We start from the raw sequence: 20,392 nt of genomic DNA on the forward strand, positions 1-20,392 counted from the left end.
CAGACAGTCCACCCCGCCCGGAAGACAACAAATTTGTTTGAACTTGCTACAAACTTCTATCTGACAGAAGAGTAGGCTGTCAAGCGCCATGCAATTCTCTCTTAAATATTTAGACATTCGTTTGTCTAAAAGAAATCGATTAACAGCGGTCTACCGCATCGGTTTTGATATGCAGCGCGCTCACAAACACTCAATTTGCCTAAAGATTGGCCCCTTAGACAAACGTGTGTCTTGGCATTTGTCCAGGGTAGCGACTCCGGCCTCCTTAGGAGGCCCTGGAGTTTGTATCTTTGTCATTGGGATATGGCAAAGAGGAACAAGATGCGAAGCGGGTGGCGGTCAGAAGCTGCTGCCTACAGATCAACCCTCAGATTCAGGCTGCACTCAAGATGGTCTATCCTCGTCCGAGTAGCTCAAACATAGATAGCTACGGTTCAAGCGCACATGAACACAACGTAATCCCTTTGTAAGATTATTGCCGCTCTGGTTAAGCTGATTGCATTGCTTATCTCCGGCATTCAGCTATCCTTCTTCTATGTACAGATTCCCATCTGCCCGAACCCTATCTTCAGAAAATTCCTATCCGCTGCGATCTTTTCTTCTTCTGTTTGCAATAGGGCTCTTCTGCTGCAGCGCCGCTTGGGCACAGGGCAATTATGAAATTCAGGTCTATGGCTCCGATACGGTTCCACCCAAGAGCATGATGGTTGAATTGCACTCCAACTACACAATTAAGGGACAGCAGGCGCAGATAGACGGAGTCTACCCGACAAATCATCAACTACACGAAACCATTGAGATTACTCAGGGGATAAATAATTGGTCCGAGGTCGGCTTCTACATCTTCACCAGCGAACAAAATGGCCATGGGATGCAATGGGTCGGAGATCACATTCGTCCGCGCGTACGAGTTCCTGATTCCTGGCACTGGCCTGTTGGTGCCAGTCTGTCAATGGAAATTGGCTATCAACGGGCTGTTTATTCTCCCGATACATGGACCTGGGAGATTCGGCCAATCGTCGATAAATCTGTAGGACCCTGGTATCTGGCGCTCAATCCCGCACTCGAACGAACCTGGCACGGACCCGACGTCTCCGAAGGAGTGGCCTTCACGCCTGGCGTCAAAATCGGTTACGCGTTCACAAAGAAGATTAGCGGAGGAATCGAATACTACGGCGACTACGGACGGCTTTGGCACTTTGATTCCCTGCACAAGCAGCAACAGCAGATCTTCGTAGTATCGGATCTGGATGTATCTCCAAAGTGGGAACTCAATTTCGGCATTGGAGTTGGGCCGACAGCCTCTACCGATCATCTGTTGATCAAAGCCATTGTCGGCAGACGCTTCTCATGGGGAAGGCACACCGCTGCAAACTAGAATGTTTCGGCTCTCGGCATAGCCATTTTAGGCCGCAATTGTCGTCGATGGCTCAAATGCGGCCCAGGTTCTTTGAAAGCAATCCCCCGTTAGTGATTAGCAGCAGCCTTTAGCATGACCGTGCGCCCGGTACGCGCGGACTCTCTCGCAGCGGAAAGAATACGCATCACCGTGACATTGGTATCCAGAGAAGAAAGGTCGCCTTTCGGCTGCACGCTTCCCTTTAGCACCGCTACTAGATAATGCAGTGGATCGTCTTGCGGAACTTCGAGTGGTTTTGCCTTCTCGACGGCATCTTCTGCCTGACCACTGCGACGAACGCGCAAATCGTCTCTTTTTATAGTATCGACGTATCCTGTGCTCCCATAAACCTCCATATCTTTACGGTCAAAAGGCCAGTTCCAGGAGCCTTGTAAGATGGCTTGGGCATGTGGGTACGTCAGGATGATGGTGCTGTCGTCATCCACCTTGGGATAGACATCGGGTTTGATATGTAGGGTGACCGCCGTTACCGAAAGGGGTGCTTCTCCGTGCATCAACCATGTCGCCAGGTCTGCACCATAGCAACCAAAATCAAAGAGCGCACCGGCACCGTTTTCTTCCGGGTCGGTTAACCACTTCAGGAACTCCGGCTGAACACCTATCTCTTTCGGGCCTTTGTGCCCATCGTGGACGACGATCTTGCGAAGGTCGCCGATGGCCCCACTCTCCAGCAACCGATAAGCTCCGGTATTGGAGGCGTACCAGGTAGTCTCAAAATTCACCAGTACGGGAACCCGTTGCTCCTGAGAGATCTTTTGGATTGCCAGAGCATCCTCTAGTGTGGTGCTCAAAGGCTTCTCTACCATCGAAGCTACGTGATGCTTTGCGGCTTCCTCGATGGCAGCTCTGTGCCCACCAACAGACGTGTACACAAGCACAGCTTGCGGATGAGCACTCTCCAGCATCGCCTTTTCAGAGTCAAAGAACAGATTGTGAGCTAGATGGAAGTGCGTTTCGTATTTCTGGCGAAGACTGGCATCGGGTTCTGCTATCCCCACCAAAGCGACCTCGGGATGAGAGGGCAACATATGGAGAAGCCCATCGATATGCCCATGTACGAGGCCTACTACAGCAACCCGCACCGGAGCCTCGGCCTGAGCACTGGCGGGCTTCGCAAACCAGAATCCACCAAGAAGCAGGATGCAAAAAACAGAACCTACACGCGACAAAAGAGATGAACGCATGTAAGAACTCTACACGCGAAGAACATTTTCAATGACAGATAAAAGACGCCTATTTTAGGCGCCTTTTGCAGCACTGGAACTCGATATTGATATACTGCCGAACATCAAGACGCTAAGGCATTTCAGATTGCAGTATGGCCCATCAAAGAGCCATGATGGGTTGTCCTTTTGACAGAATGGCCAGTGGATATCGGCTCATACCTAAATCAGAATGCTCTAGCTTTAAGACTGGTAAGGGCACCTAAACGCGTAGCGCCCTCCGTGAATCACTAAGGGAAATGACACTATGACATCTCTTTTCTGCCGCTCTGCTATCGGCGCTCTGGCGCTTCTTCTCTTCGAATTTCCATTGTTGGCACAGACGAAGCCCATGACTCCAGATATTCCGGAGAAGTTCGTCGCACCAAAGTCCGACTATAACTATGTGAAACGCGTGGAGATGGTGCCCATGCGAGACGGCATTAAGTTATACACGGTCATCGTGATTCCGAAGGGAGCAAAGAATGCTCCGATTCTATTCACACGCACCCCGTACAACGCCGCAGCCCATGCTTCACATGCGGACTCGCCATATATGCTCGACATTTTGCCGCGCGGAGACGACGTCTTCGTAAAGGCTGGATATATTCGCGTCTTCCAGGACGTGCGGGGGAAGGACGGATCTGAAGGAGCTTACGTAATGACTCCGCCGCCCTTGGGTCCGCTGAACGCCACCGGAACCGACGATACAACAGATGCCTATGACTCTATCGAATGGCTGATAAAGAACATTCCTGAGTCCAACGGCAAGGTCGGCATGTTGGGCTCCTCCTATGAAGGGTTCACCGTTGTCATGGCTTTGATCAACCCGCATCCGGCACTGAAGGTCACGGCACCGGAGAGTCCCATGATCGATGGCTGGATGGGAGACGATTGGTTCCACTATGGTGCCTTTCGCGAAATCAACGTGGACTACTTCACGGAACAGACCGCTGCGCGAGGTAAAGGGTTCAGCATTCCTCGCGAAGACCACGACGATTACACAAATTTCCTGAGGAAAGGTTCTGTTGGAGACTTTGCCCGTTCTGCAGGAATGGAACAACTGCCCTTCTGGAAGAAGGTCGAGGAGCATCCAGCTTACGATTCCTTCTGGCAAGGACAGGCACTCGACAAGATCATGGCAGCAAAGCCCCTGACTGTTCCAACCATGTGGCTCCAGGGGCTGTGGGATCAGGAAGACATGTGGGGCGCGATCCACGCATATCCAGCGGTGGAACCGAAGGACACAAATAACGACAAGAACTTTCTGGTGATGGGTCCATGGCGGCATAGCCAAGTGAACTATGAAGGGTATTCGCTCGGTCCTCTTCTTTGGGATGGGGATACAACATTGCAGTTCCGTCGCGATGTCCTGCTACCCTTCTTCAATCAATATCTAGTCGATGGAGCACCCAAAGCCAATACTCCTCCGGTGTTGATTTACAACACAGGAGAGAACCACTGGGATCGCTTCCAATCATGGCCCTTGAGCTGCGATGGCAATTGCGGCAGCAAACCTCAGCCGCTTTATTTCACAGCAGAAGGAGGGCTCTCCTTTCAGGCTCCGGCCGCGAACACGGAGAAGTATGACGAATACGTCTCAGATCCCTCCAAACCCGTTCCCTACCGGCCACGACCTGTCTTTTCAGGAGATTCAGAAGCTTGGAGGACTTGGCTCGTCAATGACCAACGTTTCGTCGATGGACGCCCGGATGTACTTACCTATATCTCGGAGCCACTGAAGGACCCCCTGCACCTGGGAGGTGCGCCGGAGGTAAATTTGTATGCGTCAACAAGTGGCACGGACAGCGACTGGGTTGTGAAGCTCATCGATGTTTATCCTGGTACCGTCCCGTCTCAACCATCAATGGGCGGATATGAGCTGGCAATCTCACTGGATATCTTTCGTGGCCGCTATCGCAATAGCTTCGAAAAGCCGGAAGCCATTACTCCCAACCAGCCGCTGCTCTATCGGTTTGGATTGCCTACGGTAAACCACGTCTTTCTCCCTGGTCACCGGATCATGGTGCAGATACAGTCAAGCCTCTTCCCGCTCTATGACCGCAATCCGCAGACCTTTGTTCCAAACATCTTCTACGCGAAACCTGAAGACTACAAAAAGGCAACGCAGAGAATCTGGCATACAACGGGAACGGCAAGCTTTATCAAGCTTCCTGTAGTGAAGTAATAGCCAGCCTGATTGTCATCTGGGGAATTCCCTTCGGGAGCCCCAGATGACAAATGCCTTATGAGGTTTGGCCTTTGCTCCCCCTAAATATTTGGTACCGGAACCCTTTCCTCCTTCCCTCGCAGCTTTCCTCATAACTAATGCCCATCCCCAAATACTGTTAGCTCATCCGTGGTGCTAGGATCATTCTTGTCAGCAAATCTGACGAGACATATTTCCTATGCGCGCTTCCCTCCACTTCCACGGCGCTTTGAATGACTTCCTGGCACCGAAGCGGCGTAATGTCGATATCCTGTACGCATTCGAAACCTCGGGCTCAATAAAAGATGCGATCGAATCCCTGCGAGTTCCCCACCCTGAAGTCTGCACAATTAGCGTCAACAATAAACAAGTAAACTTTTCTTACCTGGTTCAGAATCACGACGCTATCCAGGTATATCCCCATGCTCCAGGACGTTCAGGAGAAAGCATTTGCCTCTCTGGAGCATTGCCATCAAAACTAAAATTTGTCCTGGATACACACCTTGGAACACTAACAGGCAATCTGCGTTTGCTTGGATTCGATTCGCTCTACCGCAACGACTATGCAGACGAAGAATTAGCCCATATCTCGGCTTACGAAAATCGTATCTTGCTAACGCGAGACATCGGATTGCTCAAACGCAGCCTTGTGGTTCACGGTTATTTCGTTCGACCGACACATACGCACAAACAGCTGGAAGAGATCGTTCACAGATTCGATTTGGCCCCATTGGCTACACCCTTCACTCGCTGTATCCGCTGCAATGGGCAGCTCAAATCTGCCGCAAAGGAAGACGTCATTCATAAATTGCCCGAACGTGTAGCGGCCAATTTCAACGACTTCACACAATGTGACTTATGCGGCCGCGTCTATTGGGAAGGTTCGCACGTCACACGTATGCGGCAGTTGCTGGATCAGGTTTTGAAGCCCGAAAAGGAAGAAGGCGAAGAAGCTTGAAGCAACCCTCCTTCACTCATATTCATCGCTCCACACCTTTACCCAAGCAAACCATTTGTATCTCTTCCCTTCCACAACTCGCTGAGAGCTATCAATCGGTGAAACCTATGACAGTTACAGATATCAGATCATTGGTTGCCTCATCATTCCCAAAGAAATGAATCGTGAGATCGAAGACGTATAAAGCGGCCCGAAACAGATCCAGCTTTACTGCATCTAAATACTCGGAAGTACTATGGCGTTGTAAAAAGTCGTTGTCGCTTTTGAGGCTCCCCTGATAAAAGGAGATCGATCGTGATTACAAAATCAGCTGCTTTTGCGTTGTTTAAAAGCTGGCTAAATGAACGAAGAAAATTAAAGCTCGATGCCGTTCTTGCACATGCCCGAGTTTCGATGATGTGCACAGTGGCGCTAATCTCTGGAGACACAATTTGTCTTCGAATCGAGGATTCAGGATTTTTTGAGATTATGCTCTCAGCTCCATTCCGCTTTGAACTGATAAGGCCAAGATTGCTACGAGAGAATCGGCAAGCCAAAAATGCGAGCAATCAACTCTCACAGAAGAATGACTATGAATCTGCAATCGTGGCATTCCACGAACAAAACACCATCACTTTAATGCAATTAGCCTAGTACGTTGGCTCCGCCCAAATCCCCTCTAAAACTCTGGCTTGAACTAGTTTCGAAAGCCCTTAGCAAAAGGTAGCGGCATATCAACCGTGTACCCGTATGCTTCCTTTTTCCGAAGCATGCGGGTACAAAAGATTCAGGTTCACACCTTTTTACTGGCTGCCCGAGGGTGCCCCAATTGGGAGAGGTATGTCATTCTTTCTGTCCCATTTGGTACAGTTATTTCTCCGTCCCGCTACTTGAATTCCGCATCGGAAAACAATACGCGCCAAGATGTAAAATGCTTCGTTCTGCATTGATTTTTTAGAGACTCAAGAAGGGGTGTTTATTGGTCGCAAGCATCAATATCGGAGCATATAGCGATGCTCTTGTTGTACTTGGAACGGCGGGAATCCTCGTGCCAATTGTGCGCCGATGGGGCGTAAATCCAGTCCTGGGCTACCTCGGTGCGGGTGCGCTTCTCGGGCCTCTGGGGTTAGGTTCTTTCATCAAAACGATTCCGGCACTCTACTGGTTCACAATTGTTGATTCAACCAAGATTGCCGGTATCGCGGAGTTGGGCATCGTCTTCCTCCTCTTCTTGATTGGCGTGGAGATGTCATTCGAGCGACTGAAGACGATGCGTCGTCTTGTGCTAGGTCTCGGCACATTTCAAGTACTTCTGACAGCATGTCTGCTTACCTGTATTGCTCTCGCGGCTCACCAGAAGCTTTCAACGGCGATTATTTTAGGCGTAAGCCTTTCGCTTTCATCTACGGCAATTGTTCTTGAAATGCTCTCGAACCAGGGGCGTTTGTCTACCAGCGTTGGCCGAGCCAGTTTCGCTGTACTCCTCGCTCAAGATCTCAATGTAATTCCCCTGTTGATGTTCATCGCAATGCTGGGGCATCGTTCCGAAGCATCTGTGCTTACGAGCCTCATCACAGCATTTTTGCAGGCAGCGGCTGCTCTTGCTTTTATCATCATTGTCGGCCGGTGGTTACTTCGTCCGCTCTTCCGTCTGGTCGCAACCAGCCACTCCCGCGAACTCTTTATTGCCGCTGTCCTCTTCATCATCGTTGGCTCTGGTGTAATCGCTCACCAGGCAGGTCTGTCGATGGCACTGGGTGCATTTGTGGCAGGACTACTGCTTGCTGAAACGGAATATCACAAAGCAATTCAGACGATTGTCGAACCATTCAAAGGGCTGCTGCTGGGCATCTTTTTCTTCACCATCGGCATGAATATCGATCTCCGCGAGCTTCTGCGGGAGCCCCTCTTGCTATTGTCATTTGTACTGGGGCTGATCGCTATTAAGACATTTGTTTTGACCATACTAGGCAGGCTCTTCCATCTCTCCTGGTCTACAGCGGCTGAAACCGGACTTTTACTTGGACCGGGGGGAGAATTCGCCTTTGTAAGCGTAGGAACTGCGGCTGCTCTCGGAGTGATCGACTCCCGGGTATCAGGCTTCGTACTCGCGGGAACCTCTATCACAATGGCTTTAACTCCCGTAATGGCGATGATTGCTCGACGCTTCAACTCGGCTTTGTCTGCCAAGAAGATGACTGATCCCGAGCTCAAGATCAATCCTCCCAGCAACCAGCAACACGCAATCGTTGTGGGCTATGGGCGTGTGGGAAAGGTCGTCTATGCCTTATTGAGACAGCACGGAATTCCATCTATCGCTGTCGATTATGATCCGGTTATGGTTGGACACGACCGCCGCGAAGGACACGAGGTGTATTACGGAGATGCTTCCAGTGCAGAGTTTCTCCGCACCTGCGGCCTAAGCGAAGCAAATGGGGTCATCATCACCATCAATGCCCGCAACATAATCGACGATATCGTTACCTATATACGGGCTGTGCGACCTGACATTCCCATCGTTTCACGAGCCCGCGATGCGGAACACGCACGCCATCTCTACGCCATCGGAGCGAGTAATGTAGTCCCGGAAACGATTGAGGCCAGCCTGCAGCTTTCACATGCCGCTCTGCTAGGTCTTGGCATTACATCAAATTCGGCCAGTACTTCTATCGACACAAGACGGAATGAATTTCGTTACGAACTGCAGCAGGCAGCTCAGGCCGCCAGAAGGAATAATTCCATTAACGGCATGTAACACCTGGATCTGATTCCTGCCACTTGTATTCGACAGATACTCTAAAATGCCGGCTGTATCTTACATTGCCGGCACTTCACTTTGCATAGCATTTGAATCTTTTCCAGGCATTTCACAACGACGACTGCCACACGAAGTATCTGTAATCCCTTTCCCTTCTGTAATCGTATAAATACGATCGACATCCGGCAGACGAATTACCTCTTTTGCTCCAGAAGGCCAGTGGATTTCTGCAGTACCTGCATTTGTAACATCGCCCAGACCAAAATGCAGGCGCCTGTCGTTTGCCGAAATATAGCTGCCACTCGCCAGCACATCTTGTCTTTGACGAGTATTTTTGGACACCAGATAGACGGCTGCACAGGTTGCATCGCGTGGGCTTTTGGTCCCGCCAACAAGATTTACCTCCACCCAATGATGATGATCGGGATTCACATTGCGCAGCAGTACCGGAGTCCCGTCGATTGGATTAATAACCACATCGATCCTGCCATCATTGAAGAGGTCTCCAAAGGCAGCGCCACGAGCCGGAATAACCAGAGCCAGGCCTGTACCTTTGACAGCCGGAATATATTCAAAACGACGCTCCTTCCCCCCTACATCGGGAACGTTGTGAAAGAGCTGGGATCGTTCTGCAAAGGTTGTCCCCCAATCGTGTTGGTCCACCTCCGGATATACATGTCCATTCACCATGAATAGATCGAGCCAGCCATCATTGTCGTAATCGATGAATCCATCCCCCCAGCCGACAAAGGGGATTGTCGGTTGAGCGACTCCGGCCGTATAACTCACGTCCGTAAAACCGGCGTTGCCATCGTTATGGAAGAGTACTTTGTAATCGTCGCCGAAGTCTGTAACGAAGAAGTCTATCTGTCCATCATTGTTGTAGTCACCGGCCGCAACTCCCATAGAGGCAATTTCCCGGCCATCTTTGTTCAGAGCAAACCCTGAAACATAACTCTCATCACTAAAGGTGCCATTGCCTTTGTTCAGATATAGGAAGTTAGGGACTGAGTCGTTGCCTACCACCAGATCGGGTTTGCTGTCTCCATTGAGATCGACAAAGATAGCCGTAAACCCATAGTAACGGTCCTTATCTTCCACTCCAGCTTTGACTGTGACGTCGGTGAAAGTACCATCACCGTTGTTGTGGAATAGATGATCAGGCTCACCGGTAAGGCCTCTTGGGCCACAATTTACAGCAACGCCACGATACTGACAGAAGGCATAGCCCACAGCTTTGGATCCGCCCACGGGAAGATTGTTGCGGTCGAAGTGAACATAACCTGCTACGTATAAGTCCAGGAAACCGTCGCCATCGAAATCCCCCCATGCAGAACCAGAGGACCAGTTTCCCAGCGTTACGCCTGCTTTTTCAGCGGCATCGGTAAAAGTCCCGTCGTGATTGTTGTGATAGAGGCGATTTTTCCCATAGTTCCCCACGAAGATATCGAGCCAACCGTCGTTATCATAATCGGCTACGCTGACACCATATCCCCAACGATCGTTCTGAACGCCGGCCTTGGCAGCCACATCCGTAAAAGTTCCATCATGGTTGTTGTGGAAGAGAGCTGCATGTGGCGACTCCTCTTTCCCGTCAAGCGCGTCAAAGGTGGAGCCATTCACCAGATAGATATCAAGCCAGCCATCTCTGTCATAGTCGATCAGGGCCACGCCGGATCCATTTGTCTCCACAATGAATTTCTTTTCCGGAACTCCCATCTTGTGGTGCCACGCGGAGAGTCCGGCAGCCCTTGTAACGTCCTCGAATACTACTGGGCCTTGCTCAACAAAGCCTCCAGCGGTAATAGGCCGCTTTTCCTTATCGTAGACGGGCGCAGCACCAAGACCACCAGCAATACCTCCCATACTTCCGTGGTTGGGTTTGGAAGTCTGCTGTGCGTCTGAAGAAGCGGGCAGCAGGATTAAAGCAATCAGTGCTATTCCAACAAAGCCTTTGGCCTCGGACAAACAGTCCTCCACTGAATTACGGCAATATTCTTGCTTCTGCGTGAAACAGATGATAATTCCTGAAAGTAACTTCATTCAGTCGCGTTTGGAAAACAGCAGGCTTTTTAGGCTCTGTACCTGACTCTGGCTTGAACCTGAGACCGCTAAAGTAAGAATTTTGGCCATCTATAAAAGATGAGATCGGCGCCTTGAAAACCGAGATGCTCCGAAGAGGGCAGATGTAATTCTTCCCGCCGAGTTCAACCGAACCATATTCGACTAGCAAGTCAGCACGTGTAACAAGCGAATCCGGTTTCGGATCTGCAATGAGCTTTAATCGATAGATGGTGCCAGTTGCCGGGTCAACAGCTAATTCCCCATGGTATGCAGGCATTTGCTTAAAGGGCTTGCCATCGACACAACAGAATGTCACATCGTAGTGAGACTTCTCGGCAGGGATCTGAAACTGAAAAACGGCAAGCGATCCTACCTTGTCCTGTTCCCAATGGCTCCAGGTAAGCACGCCATGAGAGCCGTCAACCAAGATCATTCCTAAAATCGGGCCGAATTCCCCGCGAGTCCACAACGGCCCTTCTATAGGGGCTGCTTGCTTTTGTGTATGGGATTCGGAATCTGACATCTCCCTACCATCCCGATAGAAAACCGTTTCATTGGTTTTGCTGACTGAATGCAATGGCTTATATGGAATCATGTGAAAGCCAACTTGTTGGCCTGATGGGGTATCCTCAAAAGATTCCGTCTCGCGTGTAGCGTAGAGATTTGGCAACTGCTTTGCGACCTTGACAACATAATTGACTGTCAGCTCGATAATCTGGCGTTGCCGGGAGAGTTCCGGCTTCAGCATCGATGGAATTTTTGTCGAAGATACATTTAGGAAAGAAGCCATATCTGCCAGTAAATCCAGTGCGCGACGGGATTCAGAACCAGGCAGAACGGTTCTTAAGCGCGAGATATGATCCGAATCGATCCTCTCCACAAGCTCCAAATCCGATAACTGCTTGGCCAACTTGACATCAGATTTTTCACCGGAAGTAACTATTATCTTCTCCAACTGGTCCACGGTGACACGCTTCGTAGCAGAGGCCGAGAGAGTGAGAACAATCAACGAAAACAGAATAAGCAGGTTTCGCATCACCAGCACCAGACAATCGTAAGAAAATCCTAGTTAGCTTGTGCTTGAGTGTAAACCCACGAATGACGTTCTAGAAACTCGTTGCTAGTGGTGACTAGTAAGAATTTGCCTGCCCCACGATAGCTTCACCTGCCGTTCCCTTTTCTTGAGCAGCTCTCAACTTATTAAAAATTGTGTCATTAGCGGCCTTTTTGAGACTACTGGTGACCTGGAACTCTGCCTTGGCTTCGTCCTTACGGCCCATAAGCTGATAAAGACGAGCCAGCCTCCAATGAACCTCTGGATCATCCGGGGTCAAGCCGGCTGCGGTCTGAAGTTCCCGTACTGCCTCATCTTGACGCTTGGCGTCGCCGTAGAGGATTCCCAAATCGAGATGTGCTCTCTCATTTCGAGGCTCGATCCGGATAGCTTCCTCCAACAAGGGCTGCGCTTCGTTCGATCGGTTGCTATGCATGTATGCATTTGCCAGAAAAGCCATAGCTTGAGCATGATCCGGCACATTCTCCAACTCGGCCTGAAACTCTCTGGCGGCTTCGTCGAATTGATTCTGTTTCCACAAGAGATAGCCGAGGCCAAAATGGACATTGGGCAGTCGTGGATCTGCTTTCACGGCGGCACGAAATTGCTGAATTGCACCGACATCATCCTTCAACTCGTCCAGCGCCTCACCGGCTAGCATATCTGCCTCGGCAGATTCCGCATTCAGATTCAAGATTTCACGATAGACGTCGAGAACACACTGATATTCCTTTGACCACAGGCAACTTTGCGCTAAAGCTAATCGAAAGGGAAGGTTTTGAGGATCGCGAGCTGTTGCCTGTTTTATGTAAGGAATCGCGGCAGCATACTCGCCGGCCCCATAGTGGGCCAGGCCCAGAAGAGTCGTTACTCGCAACCCCTCCGGAGAATCGCTAGCTAAGCTCCGCTGCAGGAGAGTAAATGTCTGAGCCGCATCCTTCATTGCGCCCGCCTTAAAGAGCGCCAATCCAAGGTTGAGACGAAGGCCAGGCATAGATGGATTCAGGGTCAGTGCCTTCCGATAGAATGGAACCGCCTCTTTATAGTGTTCCTGACGAGCCTTCAGAAACCCTATATGCGCGTACGCCTCCGCGCTCTTTGGATGAGTCTTTATGTAAGCTTGCCAGACTGCTTCAGCTTCGCCAATCTGGCCCCGCTGCTCCAGGCTGATGGCCTGTTGTCTCTGGCTCTCTACAGGCATCGCCACCTGAGCAGAACAAAAAGAGGCAACGATCGTTATGGCCAGTAGCACGACTACATCCAATCTCTTGCAATATCCTGCATCCATGTCGCTATCCAAATCTATAGAGAACTAAAGGAGCGCGGTGGTAAACCCACCACGCCCCAGTAGTCACAGGAAAGGCTCAAAAGATGATCTTCCCTGCAAGTTGCATGTTACGGGGATCCCAAACCGAGGTTACTTTTCCGAAATTGGCATCGGTAAGACCTGCTCCGATACCGTTGAACTGAGTGTGGTTAAAGGTGTTGAAAGACTCAAAACGCAACTCCAGACGAGACCTTTCATTCACACCGAGAGGAAACGACTTGAATAGCGAAGTATTAAAGTTCAAACGTCCAGGGCCGACAACAACATCTTTCCCTGCACTCCCGAAGCCTTCATTTGCACCACCGTTCCAAGGAGCGAGAGGCGCAGAAAAAGCGTTCTTATCGAACCATGCCGTCGCCGTCTTTGGATATCGGACTTTGCCGGTAAGGTTAGGACGATTGGTTGTCCCTCCGCCCAGACCTAGAACGTCGGTTCCATAAGTCAAATTGACCGGGGTACCCGATGTTGCAATTGCGACACCGGAGATCTCCCACCCGCCAAGGGCTGTACGCATAAAACCATTGTGGCTATGTGCAAAGAAAGGCAAGCTATAAATATAGTTCGTATTAAAGATGTGGCGCCTGTCAAGAGCACCGGAGCCTCGGTTGTAATCCTTATTAAAGGGATTGCCTACACTGTTGAGATCGTAACTGACTACATCGATCTCATGAGAATAGGTATAGGCAGCTTGCAGCGTAAAGCCATGCCTTTTTTCTAACCTGATGCCAGCCTGTAATGAGTTGTAGCTTGTGCTAGTAGTATTCTCCTCTTGTGTTATCGTGCTATATCCAGGATATTGGCGATAACGATTCGCATCGAGAGAACCTTCCTTTACTCCTTTTCTAGTCGCATAGCCAGTTGCGGAACTGTCGTGTAGTGGCAGCGTATTGATTGCACGATCTACGCTTTGATGCCAGCCCACGGTCCCGACATACTGAACCACAGCTACGATTGACGGAGCAACTTCGTGCTGAACACCCAAACTGAACATTCCCGTGCCCGGAGACTTAAAACCGTAGTCGAGAACGGTGAGGTTAGAGGGAAAGAGCGATCCGCCGGAGCTGACCGCTCCAGTAACGACACTCTTCTTTGGATTCGAAAAATAGACGTTTGTCGCAGAAGGTTGATAAGCAAAGGGAGGATTCAACGCTGCATTATAGACGTCGTTTCCTTGCACTCTCTCGAAGAAAATTCCAGCACCTCCACGAAGGATGGTTCTGCCGGTTCCAAACAAATCTAGAGCAAAACCTACTCTAGGCTGGGAGGTCCCATAATAGTTATTAACGTTGCCTCTCGGAAAACCATTTACGCCCGCCACCTTCATCCCATTCAGATAAAACGCCGTGCCGTTGTACATTGAAAAGCCGGGCCCAGTGGGATCTAGACTGTTGTCACTTTTGAACGTTGCCGCCAAGCCTCTGTCATAGGCCGACGGAATGAAATTGGAAAATTTATCGTATCGTTCAAAAGCGTGAGGCATACCGTCAAATCGATATCCCAGATTCAACGTCAATCGAGAAGTGGCATGCCAGTTGTCACTAATATAGAAACCGTAATTGTTATTGACCCAGTGTTTGCCTGCCAGGTAATCAAGCTGTGTAAAGCTGGCAGACATTCCAAGCAGGAAATTGACATAGGAATCGCCGGTAAACGTGCTGTCACTGAAAACGGCGGTTCCCTGCGTGTTGGCCTGCAGTTCCTGGTTCTTTACTGTATGCAGATAGCTAAAGCCAAATTTGAATTGATGCCGCCCCTTCGTCCAGGAGACATCATCTCTGGCTTGATATCCTTGATATGAATTCTTCCACGGAAAATACGACTCGCTCCAGGTTTGCCCGTAAGGAGAGCCGAGTTGAACTTCCGGCATACGATTCAAGCGATTACTGGTATCGGCGAAGAAACTGGTAGCTGTCCATCCGCTCGGCTTGGCGTAGTTCCCAACCGGATCGAGATGAATGATATTTCCACTGTAGTTGAAAGCAGTCTCATTCAATAAAGAGGGGGAATAGGTCTGCGTCAGCTTGATCACCGACGAGTAGGACGGATTTTTCATACTACTACCCACAACCGGATAGACGTTACTGCTGGCCCATAGAGGGGGATAATACGTCTGCGACATCTCGTCGTGGAGGTAGTGCCCCATCAACTGAAATTTGGCATTGATGTTGTGGTCGATGCGTACCAGGTCCTCTCGCACATCGGTTGGTTGGGCAGGAGAAGCAATATACGAATTGCTCCCGGAGTTAGGCTTCGGAAAGGTATTCGAACTCAGCATGAGAACTGCATTCGGATCCATCAGATCGGCAGGAATGATATTGTTCGGGAAGGGTTGCCCAATCACCAGCTGATGAGATTGATATTTAGCATAGGTCTGACTGTCTTTAGAGACGTCGGGAACAACGGGCGTCTTTCCATTTGAGGGAACCGTATAGGTTAGGTCCTTTCCTGTTGTCGGAAAGTTGTTTGCGGTGATTGTCGTATAAGTGGTCGGAGTTGCACCCTGAACTAGCTTCCGCCATTCTTCATTCACGAAGAAAAAGGTTCTGTTATGCAACTTATTGTAGACACCAGGAATAAAAAGAGGTCCGCCCAGATTGAACCCCGGCTCGTTCAATCGAAACTTTGGCTTTGCTTTTCCAGACTGTTTCAGAAGGTAGTTGTTTGCTCCATAGGCCTCATTGCGATTGAACTCCCATGCACTACCGTGGAACTCACGAGTTCCGGACTTGATAACCATCAATACGGTACCGCCCGAACCAATTCCGTAATCGGGTCCGTAGTTGCTATCCAGAGTTTGAAACTCCGCCATAGCATCCATCGAAGGCAAGGAACTGAAGCAACCACCGCAGCCACGATCGTTCAACTCACCTCCGTCCACCATATAGATATTATGGCTCGGACGTGTTCCGTTAAAGCTGATTGCGTTCGAAGACGTTAGAGCATTCACACCGCTGAAATCCGAGAGATTGTTAGACTTGCCCATCCCTAGCGCCGCAAGTTGTGTCACATTGCGTCCATTGGTAGCCAGTTGTGTAACCTGTTCACCGCTAATCAAACTGCTTACTTCGCTGGTTTCACTCTGGACCTGTAACGCTTCTGCCTGTACCGTAATCGATTGCGCGGCACTACCGACTACCATCTTCACATCTGCGCTTACGGTCTGAGCCACATTCACGATAATTCCGGTCTTCGTATATGCCTGAAAACCGCTTGCCATAACAGTCAACGTGTAATTCCCGACGGCAACGTTAGGAAATCTGTAGATTCCGGAATTGTTCGTGGTAGCTTTTCGACTCTGGCCTGTAGCTTGATTTGTAATCGACACTTCCGCATTTGGAAGTAGCGCGTCACTGGCGTCCATTACTACGCCGGTGATTGTGGCATTATCCTGTCCCCATGCTCGCAATCCTGGTAAAGCAAGAATTGCAAGACACAGAAACATGGTTGTCCAGGCCTTCTTCACTCCCCCGCCTACCATGTCATTCTTCGACAGGCAGGAAACTTGTAACTTAAGATCGTTCACGTTTTGCCTCCTGAATAGCCGCTGCGTCGATCTTCCCTTTCGGCATCACGCCATTTAATTTTTGCTGTAATACAGGAGTGATCGATCGGGTAACTCGACCTTCAGAGCATCTTTGGATTTCGTGTGATCCCGAAACCGACACTTGCGCATCTATTCCGTCTCCATGGCTGCTCTTCGCTTACCGGGGATGAACCATACTGAAAAGCCAAAGCTGCCCTAGTAACCTTCCGATGAGTCGAGACATAACTGCAAACTTAACAGGCGCACACGTAGCCTGATGCCTTTGACCAAGAAGACAAAAGCAACAAGAGATGCATACGTCAGCTACTCAAGTGCCAGCAGGCACAAGAGCTCGAGTAGCAACACACATCCGGGCGTTTTAGGTATTAGCAGTATCCGACAGAGAATTGTGAGGCGCAGCTATTCTTTGGGGAGATAACTATGCAATCACCCGCTGTCCGATCTATATTGAAACCTAAAACGCTCAAACTCCAAAGAGCTCTGCTCTTCCTACAATCTTAGAGTTGGCAGATCCGGGAGAAACCCCGGTTACATGCGCATAAGCGCGAAGTCTCGACAATCTAAATGAAGCGAACAAAGAGTCAATATCACTACGGCTCTGTTGCTAGACGATGTTATCTCTTAGGCGTTGCAAGATCGGAACGCCCACTGGTGACAAACGTTGATCTGCGATGACCCACTATTGGTTTGTCGCAACTTTTACTGCCTTATCACCTTTTTTGGCAAGCGTTTTCTACAACCCCGCTATTCTTACGCCGCTCGTTTCAGGGTTGTCAATGGGATTTTTCTGCAAATTTCTCTTTTGTATTAAGAATAATCCCTGAGAAAATCCCTTTACTTGTTTCTCGCTTTCCACGCGAGGATCGCCTAGGAATAGGCTTCTATTGGAGCGAACGGTTTCTTCGGCAACCTGGATGTTGGCGTGTAAAGACTGTATTTCCAGATGTTATTGCCATCGGCTCGTTGTACGGCAAGGCAAAATGGGCAATTGATTTAAGTGGAAACGTTAAGAGAAATCAGGAGTTATGTCAGACATTCTAATTCCCGCAGCACGGTCTCACGAGTATCCGGAAGGATGCAGTTCCCTGGAACGTCTGCATCAGTTTGTTATCTATAACAATAACTAAGATACTTCGCTGCTCAACAAGCAACTTATCCGCCTTACGCAGCATCGGCTATTTGCTGCCAGTTGGCGGAGCCTCCAGCACATTCCGAACCTTATTCCATAAATCATCTACAGAGAAAGGTTTCTGCAGAAACGCAATCCCGGGCTCAAGGACACCGTGGTGAACAATCGCATCATCTGTGTATCCGGACATGTAGAGCACCCGGGTTTGTGGATGCAAGGCAAGAATTTGTTTCGCGAGTGCAGGCCCCCCGACGCTGGGAAGAACAACATCTGTTAATAGCAGATGTATCGGTCCGCGATGCTCCTTTACCAGCTCCAGTGCTTCAGGCGCATCACCCACCGCCAGTACAGCATATCCTTTGCTCTCCAGACATTGTTGCGTGAGCCTGCGGATACCGTCTGCATCCTCCACCAACAGGATTGTTTCTTCACCTTCAAGGGTGCGCTCGGCTTTGGCCTTGGCATCTTTTTCTATTTCAGCTTCGATTCTGGGCAAATAGATTTTAAAGGTCGTTCCTCTATTCAATTCGCTATATACCCAGATGTAGCCGCCGCTTTGTTTCACAATGCCGTAGACAGTGGAAAGACCTAATCCCGTTCCTTTTCCAAGTTCCTTGGTAGTAAAGAACGGTTCAAAGATATGCTTCTGAACATCCAGATCCATGCCAAGGCCGGTGTCGCTGACCGCGAGCATTACATAATTTCCGGGTACGACAGGAAAATGATCGCGGGCGTACGCAGCATCCAGATGGATATTCAGCGTTTCGAGGGTCAACCTCCCCCCAGAGGGCATCGCATCACGGGCATTGACCGCCAGATTCATGATTACCTGCTCTATCTGACCGCGATCAGCCTTGATGCGTCCCAGTTCCTCATGCAATGACATCGTGAGCTCGATATCTTCCCCGATCATTCGTTTGAGCATTCGGCTCAGATCGGTGATAGCACCATTCAGATCGAAGACTTTGGGTTCAATCACTTGCTGACGACTGAATGCGAGTAGCTGGTGTGTTAACTCTGCAGCCCTTCCTCCGGCCTTCTTAATCTCCTGCAAGGTCTCCCGCAATGGATCGTCAGCAGGTAAATCCAACAGTGTGACCTCGGAATAACCAATAATTACGCCCAGCAGGTTATTGAAATCATGAGCGATGCCTCCGGCCAAACGTCCGATGCTCTCCATCCTTTGAGCGAGACGCAATTGCTCTTCCAGCTTGACTTGCTCTTCCCGCGCGCGCTTATGTTCTTCTTCGGACTCAATCATGTCCAAAGCAAAGGAAATATCCAGTCCCGTTTCCTCCAGTAAGGTTCGTTCTTCGACATCGGAGAAGTATCCGGGTGTAGAGGAATACAGGTTCAAGGCACCAACGACCTTCCCCTTACAACGAACCGGCATCACTGCGGCAGATGCATATCCACGATCGAGCGCGGATGCCCTCCATGCTTCCAGCCCAGGAGTAGCGCCAATATCGCCATAGATAAGGATTTCACCACTCTGCAGCGCCGGAAGCAGTGGCTCGCCGCTAAAAATGGGATCGTCGTCGCTGAGCGCAATTTGTTTCAGACCTTCCGACTCGAAGGCTCCGGAAACTGCGCGCCGGACATGTCCGGTTTCCGGCTCGATCAGTGCAATCCATGCCATCTGCAGCTTGCCAAAATCGATGGCGACTCGACAGATCGATTGAAATAAGGTGTCGCGGTCCTTTACCCGTACGATGGTCTGATTTACCTGACTGAGAGTGGCATACATCCGGCTAAGCCGTTGAATACGCTCCTCCGATTGTTTGCGTGTGGTAAGGTCGCGATTACTTACACGGCGGCCCAGCCAACGCCCCTTAGCGCTGAAGACTGGCCTGCACGTATGATTCATCCAGCGAACGGAGCCGTCGCGGGTAATGATGCGAAAATCCACTGCGGAGTGCAGATCTGGTTTGTTTTCTGCACGCTCAAAGCTTTCTCCCATATGGATTTCCATCATCGCCCGATCGGAGGGATGGACAATCTTGATCACCAGATCCGGATCACGCATAAACTCCTCAGCGCGATAGCCTGTCAGACGCTCGCAAGACGGTGAAACATAGATCATCTTGCCTTCGGGACTGGCCCAATACTCCCAATCGTAGGTGAAATCTGCAACGGTCCGGAAGCGCTCCTCCGCCTCACGCAACGACTGCTCGACACGTCGACGCTCGGTGATATCCATCGCCAGCGCCAGCTTTGCAGGACGGTCAAACCAGGTCAGTTCGTGAGAAACAAGTTCTACATCGAATACAGTTCCATCCTTCTTTTTATGACGCCAGACTCCTGCAACATCATGACCGTGATGGCCTTCATGAACATCGGCCAAGAGCCGGGGAATATCCTCTGCCGGACGGATGTCCTTGATTGTCATGTTGAGGAATTCTTCCCGGGTATACCCGTACTGATAAATGGCCGCGTCGTTAACTGCCAGAAATGCAAGGGTTTCGAAGTCGAAGATCCACATGGGATGGGGATTGCACTCAAAAAGCTGGCGATATTGTTCGTCGCTCTCTTGTGCCGCCCTCTTCATAATTCGTTTCTTCTGTTCCATGCGCATTATTCGACTTTTGTTTAACTCGGCTTGAATCTATAGGCCTTTGGAGCCCTCACAATCCCTGCCGGAACAACGGATTGTAGCCCCTATGACGCGTAGTTGGAAAACCTAACATGAAATTTTTCTGCTTCTTAGGAAGAACCACACCCTACCGTATACTGCCCTCCTCGCTAGAA

The 20,392-nt window shown here is 50.1% G+C and carries 11 protein-coding genes; 5 read left to right on the forward strand and 6 right to left on the reverse strand.

The window, feature by feature from the left end; all coding sequences use genetic code 11:
• The first annotated feature begins 700 nt into the window (after nt 1-700).
• A complete protein-coding gene (locus AC6I7T_RS11290; RefSeq protein ID WP_497793498.1) occupies nt 701-1,378 on the forward strand; it encodes a hypothetical protein in 678 nt (225 codons plus the stop codon).
• An 89-nt stretch (nt 1,379-1,467) separates the two neighbouring features.
• Here the strand turns inward: AC6I7T_RS11290 and AC6I7T_RS11295 are convergent, their stop codons facing one another.
• Nucleotides 1,468-2,604, reverse strand: coding sequence for a Gfo/Idh/MocA family protein (locus AC6I7T_RS11295; RefSeq protein WP_497793499.1), 1,137 nt, complete (start codon nt 2,602-2,604; stop codon nt 1,468-1,470).
• A gap of 286 nt (nt 2,605-2,890) precedes the next feature.
• Here AC6I7T_RS11295 and AC6I7T_RS11300 point away from each other — a divergent pair, with 286 nt between their 5' ends.
• From AC6I7T_RS11300 to AC6I7T_RS11315, 4 genes are all read left to right on the forward strand, one after another.
• Nucleotides 2,891-4,810, forward strand: a complete 1,920-nt coding sequence (locus AC6I7T_RS11300) for a CocE/NonD family hydrolase (protein ID WP_497793500.1) — start codon at nt 2,891-2,893, stop codon at nt 4,808-4,810.
• A gap of 220 nt (nt 4,811-5,030) precedes the next feature.
• A complete protein-coding gene (locus AC6I7T_RS11305; protein WP_497793501.1) occupies nt 5,031-5,789 on the forward strand; it encodes a Mut7-C RNAse domain-containing protein in 759 nt (252 codons plus the stop codon).
• A gap of 294 nt (nt 5,790-6,083) precedes the next feature.
• Complete coding sequence (locus AC6I7T_RS11310) at nt 6,084-6,422, forward strand: hypothetical protein (protein ID WP_497793503.1); 339 nt, start codon at nt 6,084-6,086, stop codon at nt 6,420-6,422.
• Between the two features lie 325 nt (nt 6,423-6,747).
• The gene (locus tag AC6I7T_RS11315; protein ID WP_497793504.1) at nt 6,748-8,523 is read left to right on the forward strand and encodes a cation:proton antiporter domain-containing protein; all 1,776 of its coding nucleotides are present in this window, start codon (nt 6,748-6,750) and stop codon (nt 8,521-8,523) included.
• A 60-nt stretch (nt 8,524-8,583) separates the two neighbouring features.
• On the opposite strand, the gene AC6I7T_RS11320 is transcribed toward AC6I7T_RS11315, so the two are convergent.
• The 5 genes from AC6I7T_RS11320 to AC6I7T_RS11340 form a co-directional block, all read right to left on the reverse strand.
• Nucleotides 8,584-10,392, reverse strand: coding sequence for a CRTAC1 family protein (locus AC6I7T_RS11320; RefSeq protein WP_497794595.1), 1,809 nt, complete (start codon nt 10,390-10,392; stop codon nt 8,584-8,586).
• A gap of 118 nt (nt 10,393-10,510) precedes the next feature.
• Nucleotides 10,511-11,626 (reverse strand): hypothetical protein, encoded by a 1,116-nt coding sequence (locus AC6I7T_RS11325; protein WP_497793505.1) that lies wholly within the window; start codon nt 11,624-11,626, stop codon nt 10,511-10,513.
• Nucleotides 11,627-11,720: 94 nt separating this feature from the next.
• On the reverse strand, nt 11,721-12,932 hold the full coding sequence (locus AC6I7T_RS11330) for a tetratricopeptide repeat protein (RefSeq protein ID WP_497793506.1): 1,212 nt from the start codon (nt 12,930-12,932) through the stop codon (nt 11,721-11,723).
• Nucleotides 12,933-13,008: 76 nt separating this feature from the next.
• Complete coding sequence (locus tag AC6I7T_RS11335) at nt 13,009-16,494, reverse strand: carboxypeptidase-like regulatory domain-containing protein (RefSeq protein WP_497793507.1); 3,486 nt, start codon at nt 16,492-16,494, stop codon at nt 13,009-13,011.
• 1,196 nt (nt 16,495-17,690) lie between these two features.
• Nucleotides 17,691-20,192 (reverse strand): PAS domain S-box protein, encoded by a 2,502-nt coding sequence (locus AC6I7T_RS11340; protein WP_497793508.1) that lies wholly within the window; start codon nt 20,190-20,192, stop codon nt 17,691-17,693.
• Between the last annotated feature and the right edge of the window lie 200 nt (nt 20,193-20,392).

It is taken from the genome of Humiphilus diazotrophicus, from assembly GCF_059726315.1.